This is a genomic window from Shewanella sp. SR1, from assembly GCF_020447145.1.
GTDB lineage: Bacteria > Pseudomonadota > Gammaproteobacteria > Enterobacterales > Shewanellaceae > Shewanella > Shewanella baltica.
The window spans coordinates 117324-138481 of sequence record NZ_JAJAEF010000002.1; the positions used below are offsets into that span (position 1 = coordinate 117324).

Annotated in this window: 17 protein-coding genes and 1 tRNA gene; 12 read left to right on the forward strand and 6 right to left on the reverse strand. The window is 46.0% G+C overall.

Going from position 1 to position 21158, the window contains the following annotated elements; all coding sequences use genetic code 11:
- Positions 1-103 precede the first annotated feature (103 nt).
- The 5 genes from KV201_RS02450 to nadE all read left to right on the forward strand — a co-directional run bounded on the left by KV201_RS02450 (position 104) and on the right by nadE (position 5699).
- A complete protein-coding gene (locus tag KV201_RS02450) occupies positions 104-967 on the forward strand; it encodes a tetratricopeptide repeat protein (RefSeq protein WP_226058411.1) in 864 nt (287 codons plus the stop codon).
- A gap of 140 nt (positions 968-1107) precedes the next feature.
- On the forward strand, positions 1108-1752 hold the full coding sequence (gene adk / locus KV201_RS02455; RefSeq protein WP_006082054.1) for an adenylate kinase: 645 nt from the start codon (positions 1108-1110) through the stop codon (positions 1750-1752).
- A gap of 111 nt (positions 1753-1863) precedes the next feature.
- Positions 1864-2883, forward strand: a complete 1020-nt coding sequence (hemH, locus tag KV201_RS02460) for a ferrochelatase (protein WP_226058412.1) — start codon at positions 1864-1866, stop codon at positions 2881-2883.
- Between the two features lie 479 nt (positions 2884-3362).
- Entirely contained in the window at positions 3363-4667 is a 1305-nt protein-coding gene (locus KV201_RS02465) for an inosine/guanosine kinase (RefSeq protein ID WP_006086215.1), read from the forward strand.
- Positions 4668-4868: 201 nt separating this feature from the next.
- Complete coding sequence (gene nadE / locus KV201_RS02470; RefSeq protein ID WP_226058413.1) at positions 4869-5699, forward strand: ammonia-dependent NAD(+) synthetase; 831 nt, start codon at positions 4869-4871, stop codon at positions 5697-5699.
- 118 nt (positions 5700-5817) lie between these two features.
- Here the strand turns inward: nadE and KV201_RS02475 are convergent, their stop codons facing one another.
- Positions 5818-6300 (reverse strand): hypothetical protein, encoded by a 483-nt coding sequence (locus KV201_RS02475; protein WP_226058414.1) that lies wholly within the window; start codon positions 6298-6300, stop codon positions 5818-5820.
- A 185-nt stretch (positions 6301-6485) separates the two neighbouring features.
- Here KV201_RS02475 and KV201_RS02480 point away from each other — a divergent pair, with 185 nt between their 5' ends.
- Complete coding sequence (locus KV201_RS02480) at positions 6486-7964, forward strand: carboxylesterase (protein ID WP_226058415.1); 1479 nt, start codon at positions 6486-6488, stop codon at positions 7962-7964.
- 234 nt (positions 7965-8198) lie between these two features.
- Here KV201_RS02480 and KV201_RS02485 read toward each other — a convergent pair whose 3' ends face one another.
- Complete coding sequence (locus tag KV201_RS02485) at positions 8199-10433, reverse strand: diguanylate cyclase (RefSeq protein WP_226058416.1); 2235 nt, start codon at positions 10431-10433, stop codon at positions 8199-8201.
- A gap of 446 nt (positions 10434-10879) precedes the next feature.
- Here KV201_RS02485 and KV201_RS02490 point away from each other — a divergent pair.
- From KV201_RS02490 to KV201_RS02500, 3 genes are all read left to right on the forward strand, one after another.
- Positions 10880-10956: transfer RNA gene (locus KV201_RS02490), tRNA-Pro, on the forward strand.
- Positions 10957-11227: 271 nt separating this feature from the next.
- Positions 11228-11824: a tRNA (pseudouridine(54)-N(1))-methyltransferase TrmY gene (trmY, locus tag KV201_RS02495; protein ID WP_006086220.1), complete on the forward strand. Its 597-nt coding sequence runs from the start codon at positions 11228-11230 to the stop codon at positions 11822-11824.
- 58 nt (positions 11825-11882) lie between these two features.
- Positions 11883-12389 (forward strand): zinc-ribbon domain containing protein, encoded by a 507-nt coding sequence (locus KV201_RS02500; RefSeq protein ID WP_226058417.1) that lies wholly within the window; start codon positions 11883-11885, stop codon positions 12387-12389.
- Between the two features lie 100 nt (positions 12390-12489).
- Here KV201_RS02500 and KV201_RS02505 read toward each other — a convergent pair whose 3' ends face one another.
- A complete protein-coding gene (locus tag KV201_RS02505; protein ID WP_226058418.1) occupies positions 12490-13356 on the reverse strand; it encodes a LysR family transcriptional regulator in 867 nt (288 codons plus the stop codon).
- A 118-nt stretch (positions 13357-13474) separates the two neighbouring features.
- Here KV201_RS02505 and KV201_RS02510 point away from each other — a divergent pair, with 118 nt between their 5' ends.
- Entirely contained in the window at positions 13475-14581 is a 1107-nt protein-coding gene (locus KV201_RS02510) for an NADH:flavin oxidoreductase/NADH oxidase (RefSeq protein WP_226058419.1), read from the forward strand.
- Between the two features lie 302 nt (positions 14582-14883).
- On the opposite strand, the gene KV201_RS02515 is transcribed toward KV201_RS02510, so the two are convergent.
- Together KV201_RS02515 and KV201_RS02520 are read right to left on the reverse strand one after the other, a co-directional pair.
- Entirely contained in the window at positions 14884-16671 is a 1788-nt protein-coding gene (locus KV201_RS02515) for a DUF3413 domain-containing protein (RefSeq protein ID WP_115334438.1), read from the reverse strand.
- A gap of 66 nt (positions 16672-16737) precedes the next feature.
- Positions 16738-16956, reverse strand: a complete 219-nt coding sequence (locus tag KV201_RS02520) for a YejL family protein (protein ID WP_011847036.1) — start codon at positions 16954-16956, stop codon at positions 16738-16740.
- A 77-nt stretch (positions 16957-17033) separates the two neighbouring features.
- On the opposite strand from KV201_RS02520, the gene yejK reads away from it, so the two are divergent.
- Positions 17034-18062 carry a nucleoid-associated protein YejK gene (gene yejK / locus KV201_RS02525; protein ID WP_006081997.1) on the forward strand — a complete coding sequence of 343 codons (1029 nt, stop codon included), beginning with the start codon at positions 17034-17036 and terminating at the stop codon, positions 18060-18062.
- Between the two features lie 122 nt (positions 18063-18184).
- On the opposite strand, the gene KV201_RS02530 is transcribed toward yejK, so the two are convergent.
- Entirely contained in the window at positions 18185-19219 is a 1035-nt protein-coding gene (locus KV201_RS02530; protein ID WP_226058420.1) for a cytochrome-c peroxidase, read from the reverse strand.
- 780 nt (positions 19220-19999) lie between these two features.
- Here KV201_RS02530 and KV201_RS02535 point away from each other — a divergent pair.
- Positions 20000-20872: a 6-carboxytetrahydropterin synthase gene (locus KV201_RS02535; RefSeq protein ID WP_006081995.1), complete on the forward strand. Its 873-nt coding sequence runs from the start codon at positions 20000-20002 to the stop codon at positions 20870-20872.
- Positions 20873-21158: the final 286 nt, after the last annotated feature.

Genomic DNA, 21158 nt, shown 5'->3' on the forward strand with positions numbered 1-21158 from the left:
AAGACAACGATTTTAAAATAGCGCGTTAACACTCAGTGCTAGCGCTTCGTTTTAAAAGCATAAGGCCTCCCATGATTGAGGCCTTAAACGTTAAGGGAATACTATGGACAATATCCTCAGCCTGACTAAAGACAATATTCAGCAAGTGGTTGATGCCTCGATGCAGCAGATCGTGGTGTTAGCATTTTGGGCACAGCCGCAGGAACAAAGTGTGGCTATGCTGCACACTTTAGAGCAAATTGCCGCGCAAAATGCGGGTCGATTCGTACTCGCTAAAGTTGACTGTGAAGCAGAATTAGAAATTGCCAATTACTTTCGCATTCAAAGTCTACCGACCACGTTAGTATTGGATAAAGGTCAGCCTGTCGATGGTTTTGCTGGCCTGCAAGATGCGGCGCAAGTCACAGCCATGCTGGATAAACATTTACCGCCTATGTGGCAGTTACAGTTAGCACAGGCCAAAGCATTACTCGCCCTTAGCCAAGTAAGCGCAGAGGATCTTGCCACTGCTGCCGTGTTGCTTAAAGACGCGCATGCAGGCTCAAATCAAGCGGGTGAGGTGAGTTTAGTGCTCGCCGATGTGTATCTGATGCAGGGCGAATTAGTGTTAGCGCAAGCTATGCTTGAGAAAGTCGGGTTTGCCGACCAAGATGGTTACTACCAGAGTTTAAAAGCCAAGCTCGCACTTGCCCTAGATGCAGCGGATACCCCTGAAATTCGCGATTTACAGCAAAAGTTTGAGCAAAATCCAACAGATTTAGTGTTATTACTCGAGCTGAGTAAGGCATTGCATGCCGCCCACCGCGATGATGAAGCATTAGATCTGTTATTCGGTGTGCTCAGTAAAGATTTAGGTGCTGAAAATGGCACAGTAAAACAAGTGTTTATGGAAGTATTAACGGCACTTGGCCAAGGTAATCCCATAGCCAATCAATACCGCCGTAAGCTCTATACCTTGCTCTATTAATGATAAAAATGCTTAAGGAACGGCAGTTTATTTGCGGTTTCTGAGGCTAAAGTCGAAGCTAAAAGCCTTCTCAATGGCGGCGAGATGTGCGAAGATCGCCGCCCTAAGAAGAATATCAATGCGAAAAGAGGACTCTTGAGATGCGCATTATCCTATTGGGCGCCCCAGGTGCCGGTAAAGGTACCCAGGCCCAGTTCATTATGGAACAGTATGGTATCCCACAAATTTCCACTGGTGATATGTTACGTGCCGCGGTAAAAGCCGGTACTCCACTGGGTTTGGAAGCGAAGAAAGTGATGGATGCTGGTCAACTGGTTTCTGATGATCTGATCATCGGTCTGGTTAAAGAGCGTATCGCACAGGAAGACTGTGTTAAAGGTTTCTTGTTAGACGGTTTCCCACGTACTATCCCACAAGCGGATGCGATGGCGGCAAACGGTATTAGCATTGATCACGTGATTGAAATCGATGTGCCAGACGAAGAAATCGTTAAGCGCATGAGCGGTCGCCGTGTTCACCCAGGTTCTGGCCGTGTTTACCATGTGGTTTTCAATCCACCTAAAGTGGAAGGTAAAGACGACGTGACGGGCGAAGATTTAGCTATTCGTCCAGATGACGAAGAAAGCACAGTGCGTAAACGCCTCGCGATTTACCACGAGCAAACTAAGCCGCTGGTTGAATACTACGGTAAAGTGGCTGCAGCTGGTCAAACTCAATACAACAAGTTTGACGGTACTCAATCGGTTGCGGCCGTGAGTGAGCAGCTTGCCAGCGTGTTGAAATAACCGAAAAAGCTTAATTTACGAGAACGAGTTCTCATATTAGAAAAAAGCCTGCCGATGCAGGCTTTTTTTATGGGTATCGCAATGTTAGCCTCCAAGTGAACTTCATTAACCATGAGCCTAACGTTGAATCCTTCCCCTGCTTTTGGTGTGTTATTGGTTAACCTCGGCACGCCTGATGAACCTAGCCCTAAGGCCGTAAAACGATTTTTAAGTCAGTTTTTAAGTGATCCCCGTGTCGTCGATTTATCGCCGTGGATTTGGCAACCGCTGCTGAACGGCATTATCCTCAACACCCGTCCGGCGAAAGTCGCCAAACTCTACCAAAGCGTGTGGACGCCAGAAGGCTCGCCCTTGATGGTGATAAGTGCACGCCAAGCACAAAAGCTGGCGGTGGACTTAAGCGCTACGTTTAACCAGACCATTCCGGTTGAACTGGGTATGAGTTACGGCAATCCCTCCATAGATGTGGGATTTGAACGCCTGAAAGACCAAGGGGCAGAGCGCATTATTGTGCTGCCTTTGTATCCCCAATATTCCTGCTCGACGGTGGCAAGTGTGTTTGATGCCGTTGCCAGTTATCTTAAAACCGTGCGTGACATACCTCAGGTTCGCTTTAATAAAGACTATTTTGATCATGATGCTTACATAGCAGCGCTGGCGCATAGTGTGACGCGTCACTGGAAAACCCATGGGCAGGCCGACAAGTTACTCTTGTCATTTCACGGTATTCCACTGCGTTATGTGAAAGAGGGCGATCCATACCGCGAGCAGTGTTTTGTCACGGCGAAACTGTTAGCGCAAAAACTGGCGCTTAGCGAGTCGCAATGGCAAGTGTGTTTCCAATCTCGCTTTGGCCGTGAAGAGTGGCTCACGCCTTACGCTGATGAATTATTGGCCGAGTTACCTGCACAAGGAATCAAAAGTGTCGATGTGATTTGCCCAGCGTTTGCGACTGACTGCCTCGAAACCTTAGAAGAAATCTCCATCGGCGCTAAGGAAACCTTTTTAGATGCAGGTGGCAGCGACTATCGGTTTATCCCTTGTTTGAACGACGATGAGTTACACATTGAATTATTACGGCAATTAATCCAAGAACAAGCGGTATCTTGGGCCCATACCCAAGCCACCTGAAGAGTCGAGTTTCAGAGCGCCTAGGGTGATTCAATTCAAGGCGCATCAATGACAGAATGTCGGCCACCTTTTGAATTGATGCAACACGGAAGTGAAGTGCCCTAGGCGCTCCGTCCCGGGGGCAGATGTTAAACACGAGGTAATGCACTTTATACTGTGTTGACTATTTTTAACTTAGCCCACTAGGTCTGCAAATAGCCGCAATCGCCATGGATGGCGTGAATGCCAATAATGCAGGAGCAATAAATGGCCTTGCCTAAACCATTCCGTTAACTTCAGCCGCTGAATTCTGCATCTTCAGGTTGTTTGGGTATTGGAGCACTGGCTTCGAACTGATTTTGTGATAGAATCTGCGCCCTTCCGGCTAAGGGGTGGTTTTTTTGTCTCGCTAGCCTAGACTCAATATTTTTAGGATGCTGCTTGGCTTGACCGCCTCGGCAGACGCCAATTAGCATGGATGCCAGGAAAAGAGAGCCACTATGAAGTTTCCCGGTCAGCGTAAATCAAAACATTATTTTCCGGTTAAAACCCGAGATCCGCTGCTTGAACAGCTGACTCAACAGCCTCAGCCGTTTGCGACCTATATCAGCGGTATTGATCAAACTTTAGTGGATATCGAAGCGAAAGTGGAGGACGAATTGCTGAGCCGTTATGGCTTACCAAAAGGTAATTCGACCCTGATCAATGATGAACAGGCCCACAGACTCTACACTGAGTTAAAAATTCATGGCTTGATTAGCGATGAGTTTGCTGGTGGCACGATTGGCAACACAGTGCACAATTATTCTATTCTGGCCGATGACCGTTCAGTGTTATTCGGGGTGATGAGTCAGAATATCGAAGTGGGCAGTTACGCCTATCGCTATTTATGTAATACCTCTTCTAAAGTCGACCTTAACTTTCTACAGCCTGTAGATGGCCCAATCGGTCGCTGTTTTACCTTGATTTCTGAGTGTGGCGAGCGGACATTTGCGATTAGCAAAGGCTCGATGGATAAACTTACGCCTGAATATATTGATAAAGATGTAATACAGGGCAGCTCTGCCTTAGTGCTGACCGCGTACTTGATGCGCGCCAGCGATGGCGACCGTATTACCGATGCGGCCATGTGCGCCATCGAATACGCAAAAGCCGCCGAGGTGCCGGTAGTATTGACCTTAGGCACGCGTTTTTTGATTGAAGAAGATCCGCAATGGTGGCAAAACTTCATCAAAGAACATGTCACCATTTTGGCGATGAATGAAGATGAAGGTGAAGCCTTAACCGGTTCACGGGATCCTCTGCTCGCCAGTGAAAAAGCCTTGGAATGGTGTGACATGGTATTAACCACAGCGGGTCCAATCGGGCTTTATACTGCGGGTTATACTGAAGATTCTGAAAAGCGCGAAACCGTTCATACCTTGTTGCCGGGCGCGATCCCAGAATTTAACCGTTATGAGTTCTCCCGTCCAAAGCTTAAGAATGACTGTGAAACACCAATCAAAGTGTTTGCCCACATTTCACCTTATATGGGCGGTCCAGAAAAAATTGGGAATACTAATGGGGCAGGTGATGGCGCCTTATCGGCGTTATTGCACGATCTGGCGGCCAATACTTTCCACAAGACTAACGTGCCGGGTTCGAGTAAACATAAGCGCGATGGCCTGTGTTATTCCTCGTTTTCTCAAGTGTGTAAGTACGCTAACCGCGTCGCCTATGAAGTCTTAGCCCAGCATAGTCCGCGTTTATCCCGTGGTTTACCTGAGCGCGAAGACAGCTTAGAAGAATCCTACTGGGAAAGATAAGCCAGTACCTGTATTGGTATTAAGCTGACTGATTTACGCTAGGGCAATAACGGCAAACCGTTGTTGCCCTTATTTTTATGGCGTTTATCAACAATCAATCGGCCAAGCGCTAATTTTAACTACAGGCAGTTGCGAATAAATGTTAACGTTAGTCGGGTTCAGATAGTCCAAATACAGCGATTATTTAAGGTGGAATTTTCGGTGAAAGCGCAAATCTTAAGAGAAATGAAAGTACTCACGGCCATAGAGCCTGAGTTCGAAGTGCAACGTCGGGTCGCGTTTATTAAAACCAAACTAAAAGAAGCGCGCAGCAAGGCATTGGTATTAGGGATCAGCGGTGGGGTGGATTCTTCTACCGCTGGGCGTTTGTGTCAGTTGGCGGTGGACAGTCTAAACCACGAAAATAGCCAAGGCGATTACCAGTTTATCGCCGTGCGTTTACCCTATCAGATCCAAAAAGATGAGCATGAGGCGCAATTAGCCTGTCAGTTTATTCAGCCCTCTAAATTGGTCACAGTGAATGTGCATCAAGGTGTTGATGGCGTGCACAGCGCTACCGTCGCCGCGTTAGCCGAAGCTGGATTGCCTTTGCCCGATGTGGCAAAAGTGGATTTTGTTAAGGGTAACGTTAAAGCTCGTATGCGGATGATCGCCCAGTATGAACTCGCCGGACTCGTGGGCGGACTCGTGGTGGGGACAGATCACAGCGCTGAAAACATCACAGGTTTTTACACTAAGTGGGGCGATGGTGCCTGCGATTTAGCGCCATTATTTGGTCTTAACAAGCGCCAAGTTCGCCAACTTGCCGCGTATCTTGGTGCGCCAGAGTCTTTAGTGCATAAAGCGCCGACCGCGGATCTAGAAGACAATAAGCCGCTACTCGAAGATGAAGTCGCACTAGGGCTAACCTATGCGCAAATCGATGATTTCCTTGAGGGAAAAGATGTAGGTAAGGCGGTTGAAGACAAGTTGATTGGTATTTATAAGGCGACGCAGCATAAGCGTCAGCCTATCCCAACGATCTACGACTAACGCTAAATCGTACTCGAATAAGCACTCGTTTGAACTCCGTTCACGAGTGCTTTTTTATGCCTTTTTCTTACTGAGTCATTGAGCTTACTGCATTTGGCAATGCATCTTCTAGTAGGGATTATGGAACGGCTAAGTGTTGGCGTGTCAGGGCGATCAGTTGATTTGGGTATTGGCGATAATCCAAATAGGGCGTGAGTAAACAATGCTGCCCCTGCGAAGATGGAAGCGTCATCGCGGTTATGGATTTGTTTTGGGCGGTTAAATGCTGCGCATGGATATCGCTTGCAGAAATGGTGAGTCCTAAACACTTTACAGCCACTTGCCCCGCGATGAGATGGATCTTCGCGTTTGCCATTAACTCAGTGCCGCCTATGCAGAGAAGTTCATTTTGCTTGAGTAACACTTGGTCACGATAGCCACGCCAATCCTCTCCGACCGCGCTGATTTTTGCCATAATAGTGAAGATCTTACGCCAATGATTGCCATTTAACGCTATCAGAGTCGCGACAGCGTCTGGTTGAGTGTAATGCCAGTTGTCAGGTATCAGCGGCGCAGTAGGAAGATAGTAGGCGAAGCTAGCGTGGGGATTACCGATAATCATCGAGAGCGTATAAGTTTCGTTGGAATAAGGCGCTTTCGATCCTAACCCAATTAGGGCTTATGCAGTTAATAAAATAGCGCGGTTTATGGCTGTGGATGTTATTACGGTAAAAAGTTTGAAGGATGTTTTTTTCTAACCGTATAATTGGCTTGCTCATTTTATCTTATTGTTATGTAGGAACAGCCATGAAGGCCATCATCATAGGTTCGACAAAACACCTATTCTTAGCCGCAGTGTATGCGAGCATTGGCATAGCGCTGGCGTTACTCGCGACCGGGATTTACTTTCTCAATGCGCGTCCAGAATTGTCACTTTGGCATACGGTCGAGCTAGAAAATGAGTTCCATTACAATACTAAACTCGCTAATTTTAATGAGTACTTAGCGCTAGAAGAGCGCCTATTCGCCGAAGTTGAGCGCAAAGTCGTCCAAAAGATTCCCGCCAATGAGTTTTCTCCAGTTAACCGCTATGTCAAAAATAGCTTATCCGATCCTGCCCATTGGCCCCAAAATTGGAATCGCAGTTATGAATGGCCCGTAGTCGACGCCGAGTTTGGAGTATTGCTGCTCCATGGCATGTCAGACTCGCCCTATGCCTTATCCAATGTGGCAGCGCATTTTAAAGGTAAAGCCCATGTGCTGGGTTTAAGACTACCAGGACATGGCACTATTCCGAGTGGCTTGACTGAGGTTTATTGGCAAGATCTCGCAGCCGCAGTGAACTTAGCCACAGCGCATATGCGGCAATCTCTGAAGGGTAAACCGCTATTTGTTGTAGGCTTTTCGACCGGTGCCGCCGTAGCGCTTAACCATGAGTTAGAACGTATTAGCCAAGATAAAAAACCAGATTATGCTGGGATGATTTTTATCTCTCCCGCCATAGGGTTAGCGCCATTAGCGGCGGCCGCGCGCTGGCAGAGTTGGATAGGCCGGTTGCTGGAACTGGATAAACTGCAGTGGAACAGCATTCAAGTGGAGTACGATCCGTTTAAATACACTTCTTTTGCGGTCAATGCGGGCGATGTGGTGTATCAATTAGCGCTACGTAACCAAGGTTTATTGGCTGGGTTAACTTTGCCGCAAAGGGCACAAATTCCATCGATACTCACTTTTCAGTCGGTAGTGGATGCAACCGTTTCAACCTCGGCTGTGGTGAATCATCTTTATCAGACATTGCCTGAAAATGGTCACGAACTCGTGCTGTTCGACATGAACCGACTCGATGTGAATGCTAAAATGGTGTCCAATGATCCGCTGGCGGGCTTGTTGGCGAGCATCAATAGTCCTGCGCTGCATTATCGCGGCACTGTGGTGGAAAATATCAGTCATGAAACCACGCAAGTTCAAGCGCGCAGCTTTGGTTTAGCTGCACAGGGTAAAGTGGTCACAGAAGGCAATGAACAAGTGCGTGCATTAGATCTGTATTGGCCCGCTGGCGTGTATTCCTTGTCCCATATTGCGCTACCCTTTGGTGTGGATGATGGCCTCTATGGCGCGATCATTCAACCTGATTCACATCGGATCCAAATCGGTGCGACGGCTTCACGGGGAGAGCGCGGCTTGTATAGTGTGTCGGCATCGGAAATGTTGCGCCAGAAATGGAATCCCTTCTTCCCGTATCTACTTGAGTGCATGGATGAGTATCGACTCGCCCATATGCACTAGGATTTCGTGATTTATTAACCGCTCAGGTGTCATTACGCCTGAGCTTTCATTGATGATCACGCTGTGTAAATGTGCACTCAGAATCAAGCAGAGCCGTGCAACTTAGCCCGCTAGCATTCAGTACAATCCTGCGCAATCCAATAGTGACTGCTTGCAGCTCAGTTAATCTGACCTAAACCTTCTTTACCTTTGAACGACAATCTCCTCAACAGCTTTCTCTTAACCAAGTTCCAGTTAAACAATCAGGCTGCAAACAACCCGATCACGCCCCTGTTCCTTTGCCAGATACAAGTTATTGTCGGCCTGCTTAAGCCAGTACTCTAAGGAGTCGCTATAGGTGGCATTGGCAATCACAGCGCCGATACTCGCCGTGACATTAAAGCTTCGATGATCCTGCGGATTGATGATCACAGTGCCTGCGAGTTGCCGTTTAAACTCATTGAGATGTGCTTCGACTTTCAAGGCATTACACATAGGTAAAATCAGCAAAAATTCTTCGCCGCCGTAGCGGGAGATCAAATCAATATCTCGCTTGAAGAGCGAGGTTAAGAGTTCAGCAACCACTTTTAAACACTCGTCGCCACCCAAATGGCCATAAGTATCATTGATTTGCTTAAAATGGTCTAAATCCAATATGGCAAGCGTCATGGCATCTTGACCCCGTTCGCACATCTGTTGGATAAGTGGAAATTGATGCTCGGTATAGCGGCGATTATAGAGATTCGTCAGCGGATCGCGCTCGGCTAAATCCTTTAATTTCACATTAGCGGCCTCTAAATCTTGGGTGCGCTGCTGTACTTTTTGCTCAAGTTCTTGTTGGTGTTCGAGTAAGGCTTGTTGGTTCGAGGCCAAACTTTCATACAAGCTATAGATTTCTTTAGGGGTGCTTTTATCGAGTAGATCATGCTCAAACTTCTCGTCACTGGCTTTTTCTTGCTTAGCGGGACCGAAATGCTGCGCTAAAAGCGACAGAGGTTCGGTCAGTAACTTACTGATGGCTTTAGTAATAAAAAAGGCACCGACTAAGGAGCAAAACAGCAAAATTACCGTGTTGACATATTGGCGCTCAGCCAGTTTTAGAAGCGGCACAAAAGGTTCTAAAACATAGAGTTGCCATCCATTGTTTAACTTATGCTGGGCATAGATGTACTCAGGAGTATTTGAATCTAGGTTATGCAGGTTCATCAGTTGAAGCTGGGCGCGATAAATCTCACTGCCTTTGCTGAATGACAAGGGGGTGATCGGTGCTAGTCCTAACCCTTCGGAGGCATAAATCAGATTATTGTTCTCATCTGTCAGTAAAATAGATTGCTGCTCATGGTGCAGGTTTTGTTTATCTATGCTGGAAAAATAGCGTAAATCTAAGCTGCCTTCGACTATCCCTCTGGCTTGATTGGGATCATTTTGACTAAAAATCGGGGCACTAATGGCAATGATCACGTCATTACCAAAACCTCTGCCGATAAACGCGGGTGATACAAAGGTTTTATGGTTATAAAACGCTTGGGTAAAGTACTCCCTATCGCTCACCGAAGAAATGTCAGAGAGACTGTCTAATTTTACTACATTAGTCATTGGGCTTACAGCGAGTAAGTTGCCTTTTTCATTCGCAATCAGCATGGTTTTAAAACCTTGATTACTATCGTGTATGCTCGACAGTAATGCCTGCCACTCATTGATATCTGCATTCGACAGACTCAAAAACTTGGCTGTGCTAGCGATGACTTGGGTGTTGTAAGCGAGATAGTTGTCGGTTGCATGGCTTAAATGGGTTGCCGTATCGTCCAGATTGCGATTAATCATCACCTGTTGTTTGTCGATGAAAAAGTGATTAAAGACTAAGGATGAAACTAATAAACTCACAGTAATGATTAAGGTAAACAAGTAACTGAGCTGCGAGCTAGAAGTCCGACGGCTAAGATTGGTCAGCTTGCCTTTAAAATGCCACAGACTTGGAATAGCAACTACGCAGAGTTCACCAATTGCAGCGTAGAGCATGCCATTAACGGCTTGTTTTATTGCACTAAAAGGGATGTGGCTGGCAGGCATTCTAGCAATAACAGCCACATAAATGGCTAACAGCGGGATCCCCAATAACACCCAATAACTCACACTGGCATAGAGTATTTGAATGTCTCGGCGCCTTGCAAAACCAAGCCATAATGCTTCGAGTAAAAACAGTAAATACACGTGCGGGCTCGACCACACGATCATGAGTCCCGTTGCGGTAAATAGGGCGGTGATCAATGCATACCAAGGCCCTAAGAGTATTGCCACTATCACAACGGCCACGTTGCCGAGAATCAATTGCACATTAGCGAATAAAGGGATGGGAAAAAGATTCAGGACTAAGCCGAATACACCCAGAATAATGGCCAGTCTGAGATGAGCGGTTTGGAAGGCGGGTAAATGCAAAGAAAAGTCCCTTTGAAAATTTGCTTGTGTTAACTGTCTGTGATTATGGCACAAATAAACCCAATGCCTCTATCCCAGAGCTTCAATTGAAGCCCCCAATATAAAGCCATAATAGAAATGAATTGTAGGAACAGATTATGGGAACGGATTAAAGAAACGAATTATAGAAAGTAATAGTGCCAGTACTTTATCTAGGTAAACATAGGCTGAATTACTGGTCAGTAACAGGCAGATTAGTCGTATAGCTAATGGATGAGGCCATTTCCGAACTATTATCGACGAAAATTGTGTCATTCAGAACATAAACTAAGCAGTCGATCAAAGAGATGTAATGAAGCCCTTGCGCAGTTGCAAGGCAATTGCTACAGTTCTGGCTCACTTAAGATAAACCCCATAAACAGTATCTTAGGTGATGAGTGATTGAAGAAATTAGCTTGAAATAGCCACTAAGTTATAACGGACTCAATCAAGGCTGATAATTCAATTCACTTAAAAAATTTCGGTATGTAGCGCAGCCCGGTAGCGCACTGTCATGGGGTGTCAGGGGTCGGAGGTTCGAATCCTCTCATACCGACCAAATTAAATGCTTAATTGTTAGGCTGTTTTAATTATTAAGATAAGTGACAGTTAAGTAAAAACAAAACCCCGTGGTAGCATTGCTATACGGGGTTTTGTTTTTTTATATCTTTTTTGTGGTCATGAGGACTAACGCTAATCGTTTCAGCTCCAGTAGTCGACTTCATTGGTACAGTAAAGACAAAAATTCTTAACGTGAAATGACACGTTTCACATCGATATTTGCATTCGCCATTTAGCATTTAAGACATTATTGAGTAGGACATTTACCTATGCGCGCGTTTGTTTTACGAGCAAGATCAGCACCTACTGACAGTCAGTTGTTTTTGGCTTCTGTCGGCCAAGAGGCGCACACCGAGATTTTGGCTCATACCCTGATGAACACTATCTTTGTGGCTCAGTCCCATCGAAACGATGTTGTCGTTTATCTAGTGTTAGAAAGTACCCATGATTTTTCCCGCACTATTTGCTTTGATACCCGAAATATTTGCCATATTGGCGGTTTTCACGAACAAGCTTTGCTGACGAAAATTGCCAAGGCCTTAGATATTTCTCGGGGCATGACGAAAGAGCAAACTCGCGTTGTGGATGAGGGCATTACTGTGAGCACCATCAGTTTTGAAAAGCTGGTGCAGGACCTCGCGGTGGATTATCAATTGTTTATGATGGATAAGAAGGGCACTTCTATCCGTGAGCAGGAGTTTGTGGGTAATCCGTGCTTTTTGCTGACCGATCATATTCCTATGCCGAAGAAAAGTTTTAATACCTTGAAACGTCTTGGTGCGCAAAAGATCAGCCTTGGGCCTAAGATGCTGTTTGCTTCCCAGTGCGTGGTGTTGATCCATAATGAATTGGATATCAATCAGTAGCTTCGCCGCGCGTGCTGGCGGCATTAGCGATTATTGAAACTTTGAGTATTACTTCAAAATGAAGAATTATGTACCTCATCCAAGATATGGATCTCAACCAATTACCTCTGGTCACGTTTATTCTAAAGACGAAATTGAAAGTGCCCACTGGCGCTATGCTAGCTTGAAATATTTTCCTGAAACTGCAATACCTGCTGAACCAGAAAAACAGAATTATGCAGACTATTTTCGAAAACTGTACGTTGATATTGAAGAGACTTGTAAAGGTTGCCAAAGAGAGTTTATATTTTTTGCGCTTGAACAAAAATACTGGTTTGAAGAACTAAAATTTTGGGTTGATTCTCACTGTATCAAGTGCGTCAATTGCCGAAAAAGAGACTTTGAAATAAAGCAAATGCAAGTTGAATATTCAAACCTTATATCCAAAGTGGATAGAACAGCAGAGGAAACGCAGATAGTAAAAGCTATCGGGCAAGAGCTTTTTGAGCTGGGCTACATTAAAAATATAAATAAATTAAAGAAAATCAGCTATCAAACGCCAGCACAATGCGCCTTCGGCGTTTGACTCATCACATAGATACCTACGGTGCAACGTGCAGGATGACTTTATTCCTCTGCCAGAATAAGGGCTTGCTGTCTTTAATGAAGACAGCAATGAATCGGTTTTATATTTTCCCCTTTAAAAATGTGATCGCTTTTTGGGCTCTGCGTGACAAGGGCCATTCCGCGCGGTGGATAAGCCAAATGGTGTCTACAACTTGGCTGCCACATTCCACAACATAGATATCTTGTTGTCGTTCAAAGGCTTTGCGGGCGTATTGCGGTATAACTGTAAATCCTAGTCCTTTCGCGACAGGCTCAAGGATCAGGCTGATTTGGTTGGTAAATCCTTTACAGGGAATGTCCTGAATACCGGGATTACTTGGATATTTTCGGCTAAGTAACCGGGTTGCCATGGCCTCGCCATCGGGATGGGAGATAAACCCTAGCCGTTGTAAATCAACCCATTCATTTTGTTTGTGGCACGCAGGTACGACGAGCTCAAGCGGCTCTTCGGTGAAATGCGTGCTGTGAATGCGAGGATCAGACGGTTTTAAGGTCACCATGCCGATTTCATGTTCATTGGCTAATACCGAGGCGACTATTTCACTGTCAGGGGCAAAACGGTGGCGAATGTTTAACGCCGGAAAGGCTTGTTGAAGTTCGATTAACAACGGAAAGAGTGTTAAACCAATGCTTCCCGGAGTGATGATGCTAATGTCGCCGACCTCAGCATCATCATGGATCAGTTTCTGCTGTAAGCGTTTGTGCGCGCATTCGACGTCTTTAACATAGGTCAGCAGGTTTTCGCCAATCGGAGTGATTTCAAGTTGACGGGGGCGGCGTAAAAACAGTGTGCCGTATTCCTCTTCTAAGCGACTGATATGTTGGCTCACGGCCGCTTGGGTAATACCAATGGCTTCGGCGGTTCGGGTGAAGTTACCTTTCTCGACCAGAACAGCAAAGGTGTGTAACCACTGTGGATTTATCATAAGCAAACTTTATCAACTCTATAATCTGTGCGTGCTTTTAATTATGACACGATAAGGCTAGTCTGTCGTCATTCAGTATTCCATTCCTTTTTGATTCTATTTGACACAGGAAACACCCATGGCCGATCTATTTTCATCCTTCAAACTTAAAGACATCACCCTCAAAAATCGTATTGCCGTTGCGCCCATGTGCCAATATCAAGCCACGGACGGACTCATCAACGACTGGCATCAGGTGCATTACACTAGCCTTGCCCGTGGCGGAGCGGGTCTTGTTGTGGTTGAAGCCACCGCAGTTTCTCCCGAAGGACGTATTACCCCAAAATGCCTTGGGTTATGGAATGACGAACAAGCCCAAGGTCTCGCAAAGGTGGCTAGTGCTATTAAAAATGCCGGTGCAGTAGCTGGTATTCAGATTGGTCATGCGGGCCGTAAAGCGAGTGCCAATATCCCGTGGGAAGGCGATGATCATATTCCCAATGGTGAAGGACAAGGCTGGCAACCAATTGCGCCGTCTGCTGTTGCCTTTGGTGCAAACTTACCTAAAGTGCCTACCGCCATGACGATTGAGGACATTGAGCGCGTTAAAGCAGACTTTGTGGCGGCGGCAAAACGGGCCTTAGCCGCAGGATTTGAATGGTTAGAGCTGCATTTCGCCCACGGTTATTTAGCCCAAAGTTTCTTTTCAACCTATGCCAATCAACGCACCGACCAATATGGTGGCAGTGCAGAAGGGCGGGGACGCTTTTTGTTAGAAACCATTGCCGCGGTAAGAGACGTTTGGCCACAGCATTTACCCTTAACGGCGCGATTTGGTGTGATTGAATTCGACCATAAAGATGAAGAAACGCTAACTGAATCAATCGCCTTGGTGAAGCAATTTAAGCAAGCGGGGCTCGATATGTTAAACGTCAGCATTTGCTTCTCTACGCCGACGGCAAATATTCCATGGAGCCCGGCATTCCTGGCGCCTATTGCCGCGCGGGTTCGACAAGAAGTGGGTTTCCCCGTTGCGACGTCTTGGGGTATGGATAATCCAAACCATGCCAATGCTGCCATTGAAGATGAACAAATGGATTTAGTGATGATAGGTAAAGCCTTTTTAGCGAATCCACATTGGCCATATCAAGCGGCGCAAACCTTAAAGATAGCGCGCCCATCTTGGGTATTACCCGCTTCCTATGCTCATTGGTTGGAGCGCTACTCCACGGTTAAAGCCGATTGATTACGAATAGACTTGATCGTGAGTGAGTTCATTGCGAGCTAATTTTATGGTTGATTGGTTTGATTGTGACTTAGTTTTATTGTGGATTGGCGTAAGTTAAGTTCTTAATATTTAGCCCTAGTCTAAAAAGCCGTTATCTCTGGATAGCGGCTTTTTGTTTTGGGGATACGCAAACTCAGGTGGAAGGGGAATCGGTTAATCATCTTGTGATGAACTCTGATTTCTAAGCATTTCTTCTGTCGCTAGGGGAATAAAAAAAGCCCCAATCGGGATTGAGGCTTCTTCGACGAATATCACGAAGATCAATGATTGTAGAAACGTCGACCTTCGCGCATTACTTCAATCAACTCAGGCGCACTCATTTTCTTATTGAGCCTATGTTCATAGTTTTCATCGTAAATACGGTATTTGCCGTGGCGGTCAATCACTGTCACTTCGGCTTCTTGGTAGATTGCGAAGATGCGGCTATCACCAATATAGATCCACGTTTCTTTACTCGGCTGTAATAAGCTGCGGCCAGCGCTGTATTCTGTGGTGTTATTGGTGCAACCGAGCACATGGGTCATCAGGGTCGGCGCGATGCCGTAATGGCTAGTGCGGTATTTGACCTTAGAGGCGCCCGTATTGGGCCAGTGGATCACTAAGGGCACTTTGACACTTTGTGGTGACAGGTTGCGATTCGCTTCGTCACTGTTACTGGTGAACATCTTGCCATTTACCCCTGTGATAATCACTAAGGTATCCTTGGGCACATTGGCCAGCATTGCCTTAAGTTGTTGATCGACAAAATACAGTGATTGGCGATATTGATTAAACAGTACCTTTTGCGCCGGCATTAGGGCGGGATCGGCTTTTACTGTTTCAATGCCAAGGAAACCCACGGGAGTATCGAAATTCTCTGGCGCTTTTAAGTTAACGAGCGCAAACCAAGGTTTATTTTGGATGCTGTGCCACTCGTTAAAACTGGCCACTGTGTGCAAGTCGGCATCGGCGCTGCCATTGGTTTCTTTAGCAATCACAGGATTGAAATCATTAAACATTGCCTGTGACGAACGCAAATTAAGATTGGTTTCAGGCAGGAAAAGCCCCAGTTCATAACCCGCTTGCTGGAAGCTTCTGGTCATTAGCGGACTGGTGCTATTAAAAATTCGCGCATCGCCATAACTGCCTTGCAGGCCGTAGAGTAGCGAAAACATGCCGGTTCTAAATTGGTTGCCGCCGCTGAAATGCTGGGTAAAAGACTGATTACTTTCAGTGTATTGCTGCAAGAATGGCATGCTTTTACCATCAACCATATCCGCACGCAAACTATCGATGGTGATCATCAATACATTGATTTTAGTGTCAGCTTGGCAGGTCAGTGGCTGCTCGGGATAATTGAGTACACTGGTATTGTGATTGACATCGTCACCTTGTGACGAGCCATCAATACCGTGACTTTCCATAAAGGAGCGCGCAGTCGCAGGGTATGATAAAGGATAAGTATCATCGAAACGGGTAATTTCAGTGATATCGGCGGCATCGGCCCAAATGTGGATCAAGTGGCTACTGACAAAACAGATACCCACTAAGGTGATGACTTTATTGCCTAAATTCAGCTTTTGGATCTTCTCTATTCGCTTCCACAAAAAGTTCGCTGCCGTAAGCTCAATAGCAATAATGGCGAGTGGCGTGACAATATAGGAAGTACCGTGGAGCAGGGCATTGAGATCCGCCCAGGCCAAATCGAAGGCGAAGGGGCTCAAGTGCATGCCGTAATCGGCGTAAACAATAGTATCGTACAATAAGATACAGAGACTTAGGGTCGCAATCACCGCCGCGACGCCTCTTAATATCTTCGAATAAGGCAATATCAAGGTCAGTGGGAACAGACAGATCAAATAGGCGATAAAGGCGAGAAAGCTAAACTGACCAATAGTGCTGACGCTTAGATAAACCCAGCCATACCAAGTTTCTGGATAACCCACGCTGCCAAGATATCGGCTGCCGACTATCATGGCTAATATGCCATTGAAGAAGGCGAACCAATGTCCCCAGTTGATGAGCCGGGAAACCCGATCGCGGCTCATTTGCTTTTTTCGCTCGACCATAGTGATCCGCTTATTCCTAAAAGACCTTGTATCTTATATTCTTTTGACGATTATTACCCAGTTAACTTACTGGGATTTAACCGATTGTGCGAGTGCTTTTGCAAATTGTTCGGCCACGGCTTGGCGCGATTCGCTTGGTACTTTACGTTCTAGCAGGTTTGTCACGCAGTTACCCAATGCCATCAGGCTCAGGTCAGTCGGTGCTTTATGCTTTTCTAACACAGCCAATATTTCGGCGATTAATGATTCAACTTGGGTGTTTGAGTATTTCGATTGGATTGCCATAATCAAAAAATGTTTCACTTTGGAATGGATTAGCGGCATATAATAGCGGATTTATCCCAGTATCACTATCAGGGCTTATGAGTATTAACATCGAACACGCAATTATTCACGAGATTTCTCAGGACAGTCAGGGGCAATTACGCTGCCGTTTGCGTCCTCAACCTCTGCTGAACGGTCAGGCGGTCGAGGTGATGCTCGACGAGTTACACCAGACTTATACGGGAAAGGCCGGTAAAGGTTTTGGCTATTTTGGTATCCATGGCGACGACGGTGAGGCCAATCCTGCTTTTGCCAATGCGCTAACTCAATACCGTGGCGGCGATTTAGGATTTGTGGAATTTTCTGGCCAAGCCAGTAAATTACTGCAAGAAGAATTGTCGAAATACGATTTCAGCCAAGGCGGTTTTTTGCTGATGTCTTGTTACACCAGCATTACCAGCGATTATCTGTTTGTCGCCTTATTAAGTGCTAAGTCATCGATGACTGTGTTAGACGATATGGAACTGTCGCAAAATAATCATTTGGATTTAAACAATATCCAACTGGCGGCACGTATCGATTTGACCGAGTGGCAAGCCGATAAAGACTCGCGTAAATACATTTCTTTTATCCGCGGCCGTGCGGGACGCAAAGTCGCTGACTTTTTCCTCGACTTTATGGGTTGCGTCGAAGGCGTCAACACTAAAGCGCAAAACAAAACCCTGATGAACGCGGTTGAAGATTTTGTTGCCAGCAGTGAGCTGACGAAAGACGAGCGCCAGCAGTGCCGTAATAAAGTGTTTGAATATTGCAGTGAGCGCTTCGATGAAGGCGCTGACATTGAGATCAAAGATTTGGCTGATGAGTTAGCCGATCAAGGTATGGATTCATTCTACGATTTCGCCCGTGGTGGCAGTTATGATCTCGACGAAGAGTTTCCGGCCGACAAATCAACCCTGCGCCAACTGAAGAAGTTTTCAGGTACTGGCGGCGGCGTGACCTTAAGTTTTGATGGCGGCCACTTGGGCCAACGGGTGATTTACGATCCCATCTCGGATACGATTTTAATCAAAGGTGTACCCGCAAACTTAAAAGATCAGCTCGACCGTCGTCTTAAGGGCGAATAAACCGCGATAAACCTGTTGGTTTAATCAAGGTAACGAACATGAAAAGGCCGAGAGTGTTTACTCTCGGCCTTTTTGTTGGGTCTGTTCCGTCCTAAATAGCGTTGTCGATTTAGTGACTATTACTACTTTAATAGCTCATCGCTAACTGGCTTGCTACTCATTGGATCATGGCTAAAAGGCACTGGGCGCGGTGTGTTCTTGTTGGATGGCGGCAAAATCGGCAAGGTGATCTGAGGTTGATCCCCCGTCAACGAGACGAGAAAGGCGACCATTTCTAGATTTTCTTTGTCCGACAGTTTTTGGCCTAATTGAATATCGGCCATAGTGTTCACCGCTTCTTCTAAGGTCCAGACACTGCCGTCGTGGAAATAGGGATAGGTGAGTTCAATATTGCGCAGTGTCGGCACTTTAAAGACAAACTTATCGGCTTCTTTACCTGTGACGGCGATACGACCTTCGGCGGGATTATTAGTGTGGAAAGGTTTAATCAATCCCATCTTCATATACATAGTGCCACCGACGGCTGGACCGTTATGGCAGCTTACGCACCCTTTGCTCTTAAACAGTTGGTAACCCGCTTTGGCATCCACACTGATCGCATCTTGCTTACCCAATAAATATTGATCGAACGGACTATTTGGCGTGACTAAGGTTTTTTCAAAGGTGGAAATTGCATCGGTTAAGCGATCAATCGTGACGTTTTCATCGCCATAGACTTTGGCAAAATGCGCCCGATAGGCAGGCATAGAGGCAATAGTTTGTGTCGCGAGTGCATGGCTATAGCCCATTTCCTTAGGATTCTCGATAGGGCCAGCGGCTTGCGCTTGTAAATCACTGGCGCGGCCATCCCAAAATTGCGCCAGCATATAATTGGCATTGAGCACTGTGGGCGAGTTAATCGGGCCTTGTTGCCAATTATGGCCAACAGAGGTTGGTAGGGCATCGACTCCGCCAGTGGCTAAATTGTGGCAAGAGTTACAGGAGATGTAGCCCGATTTGGATAGCCTTGGTTCGAAGAACAGCATTTTACCGAGTTCAACTTTCTCCGGTTCAGTGACTTTCACCGCTTTTATCACTTCGATGGGTTCAGCACTGATGGCATGGGCACTGGCGAAAATACCCGCAATGAAAATAGCAATAGATGTGAGTTTGGTCATCTTGTTTTCCCTGTATAACCTTAATTAAATTGTGGTTTACAAGGGGATGGTAGAGGTTAATGTTAATAATTGATAACACCTTGTTTCGATTGGGTCTATCGCTGTTGCGGATTAAGCTTTTGCGATCTCATTCGCTGTTTTGACTGTGTTATTTTGCTAGGTTGAATCTTGTTTCAGTTAGGGTTTTATCTGTTAATCGGCAAGGTCGATGCATAGTGACTTTTTTGTCTATCAATATCTGATGATTACTCTATTTTCTCGATTAATATCTCGCATGATTAAGGTAGGGATAAACCCAAACAAGCAAAATCCTGGACGCGGGCGTGTTAAGGCGTGGGATATTGGCAGCGTTAGCGTTGAAAATGGCGGACTCATTTTTGGGCAAATGCACTTTTTGTTAGAATTAATGCAATACTCGGCTTGAGTGCAGGGCTAAGTTTTAATGCGTTTTAATACACAGTAGTTTTTTAATAAAGAATAGGGTTTTAATACAGCTCAGGATCAGACTGCTGCTCTGGGTTTGAACCAAAAACGGGTTCCTAAACTAAGCATTAAGTATCATTGCTGGATTTTTGCGTACCTGATACAAAAATAGAGACTCAACCCAATACAAATTTGCGGCAGAGCTGATTCATTTGTCGCGACAAGCGGCGGAATTGATTAGAATCTCCATTCATGTTGAGTTTACTCGTTTTGGGTACTCAAGTTAGCACGCTCGGCCATCGCTAAGTGGTGCTTTCAAATTAAGTAGGTGGACTGTTTTTCTGCCGAGGAGCGTTAATGCAACTGTTTGTCAAAGATTTAACTGTGATCGATTTTTCCTATTTGTGCCCAAAGCGCGGCATGGTGGGGGAGAGTTGGATTGTCGATGTTCTGCTTGAGGGCGGATTAGACGAGCAAAACATGGTGCTCGATTTTGCTAAGGTGAAACGCACCATCAAGCAGACCATAGATGCGGTGGCCGATCATCGTTTACTTGTGCCTACGGCGTGCAGCAGTGTGCGTTGGCAGCAACAGGGCGATAGAGTGTGGATGGATTTTGATAGCCAGTTAGGTGAAATCCATTTGGCCTGTCCTTCCCAAGCCTTTGCCTTAGTACCGACTGAACAAATTGATATTCCAAGCGTGAATGCCTTTTTACAGAAAGCGTTACGCGAAGCCTTACCTAAGAATGTCGAAGGGATCACGCTCACTTTGAGACATGAAATCCTCGATACGCCTTATTATCATTACAGCCATGGTTTACGTAAACACGATGGTAATTGCCAGCGTATCGCCCATGGACATCGTAGCCCAATTCATGTGTTTGAAAATGGCAGCCCAGCACCAAAGTGGGATGAGTATTGGGCCAAGCGCTGGCACGATATTTATTTAGGCAGTGAAGAGGATTTGGTTTCTGTTGACACCCTGAATTTATCGTCGCAAACGCGGATCACCGATGACAGTCATTATGGTTTCCATTACCAAGCGCCCCAAGGGGATTTCCAATTGGCGATGCCAAAGGAAGGCTGTGATTTAATTCCCCACGACACGACGGTTGAGTTGTTAGCCGACTATATTGCCACGACACTCGTCGCTAAAGTGCCCGGAAGTCAGTTTAAAGTGGTGGCATTTGAAGGTGTGGGTAAAGGCGCTATTGTGTCTAAGGGATAAGCTTGAGTAATGGCGTCGAGTAAATATAAATTACTTGCTCAATGAGCCTCGGCAGATTGTCGGGGCTTTTTTGTGTCTTCATAACCTTAGATAAAGCGCGATTGCTATTGTATGCAATACATCATTAGCTATTTGCGCCGCTGTGGATCGATTTTTATGGCGGGTTAGGTTAACGTGGCACACATGTTTAATTGGTAGTGTTTAGCGATTCAGTGTTAGTGATGAGTCAGTGATGTGCTGGTGATACGTTAGTGTCGTGCAGAACGCATTCAGTTGGCCTTGGCCC

Bases quoted from the DNA above. Each gene is read 5' to 3' on its own strand.
- KV201_RS02450 (WP_226058411.1), top strand. From the start codon at position 104: ATGGACAATATCCTCAGCCTGACTAAAGACAATATTCAGCAAGTGGTT.
- adk (WP_006082054.1), top strand. From the start codon at position 1,108: ATGCGCATTATCCTATTGGGCGCCCCAGGTGCCGGTAAAGGTACCCAG.
- hemH (WP_226058412.1), top strand. From the start codon at position 1,864: ATGAGCCTAACGTTGAATCCTTCCCCTGCTTTTGGTGTGTTATTGGTT.
- KV201_RS02465 (WP_006086215.1), top strand. From the start codon at position 3,363: ATGAAGTTTCCCGGTCAGCGTAAATCAAAACATTATTTTCCGGTTAAA.
- KV201_RS02475 (WP_226058414.1), bottom strand. From the start codon at position 6,300: ATGATTATCGGTAATCCCCACGCTAGCTTCGCCTACTATCTTCCTACT.
- KV201_RS02480 (WP_226058415.1), top strand. From the start codon at position 6,486: ATGAAGGCCATCATCATAGGTTCGACAAAACACCTATTCTTAGCCGCA.
- trmY (WP_006086220.1), top strand. From the start codon at position 11,228: ATGCGCGCGTTTGTTTTACGAGCAAGATCAGCACCTACTGACAGTCAG.
- KV201_RS02500 (WP_226058417.1), top strand. From the start codon at position 11,883: ATGAAGAATTATGTACCTCATCCAAGATATGGATCTCAACCAATTACC.
- KV201_RS02505 (WP_226058418.1), bottom strand. From the start codon at position 13,356: ATGATAAATCCACAGTGGTTACACACCTTTGCTGTTCTGGTCGAGAAA.
- KV201_RS02510 (WP_226058419.1), top strand. From the start codon at position 13,475: ATGGCCGATCTATTTTCATCCTTCAAACTTAAAGACATCACCCTCAAA.
- KV201_RS02515 (WP_115334438.1), bottom strand. From the start codon at position 16,671: ATGGTCGAGCGAAAAAAGCAAATGAGCCGCGATCGGGTTTCCCGGCTC.
- KV201_RS02520 (WP_011847036.1), bottom strand. From the start codon at position 16,956: ATGGCAATCCAATCGAAATACTCAAACACCCAAGTTGAATCATTAATC.
- yejK (WP_006081997.1), top strand. From the start codon at position 17,034: ATGAGTATTAACATCGAACACGCAATTATTCACGAGATTTCTCAGGAC.
- KV201_RS02530 (WP_226058420.1), bottom strand. From the start codon at position 19,219: ATGACCAAACTCACATCTATTGCTATTTTCATTGCGGGTATTTTCGCC.
- KV201_RS02535 (WP_006081995.1), top strand. From the start codon at position 20,000: ATGCAACTGTTTGTCAAAGATTTAACTGTGATCGATTTTTCCTATTTG.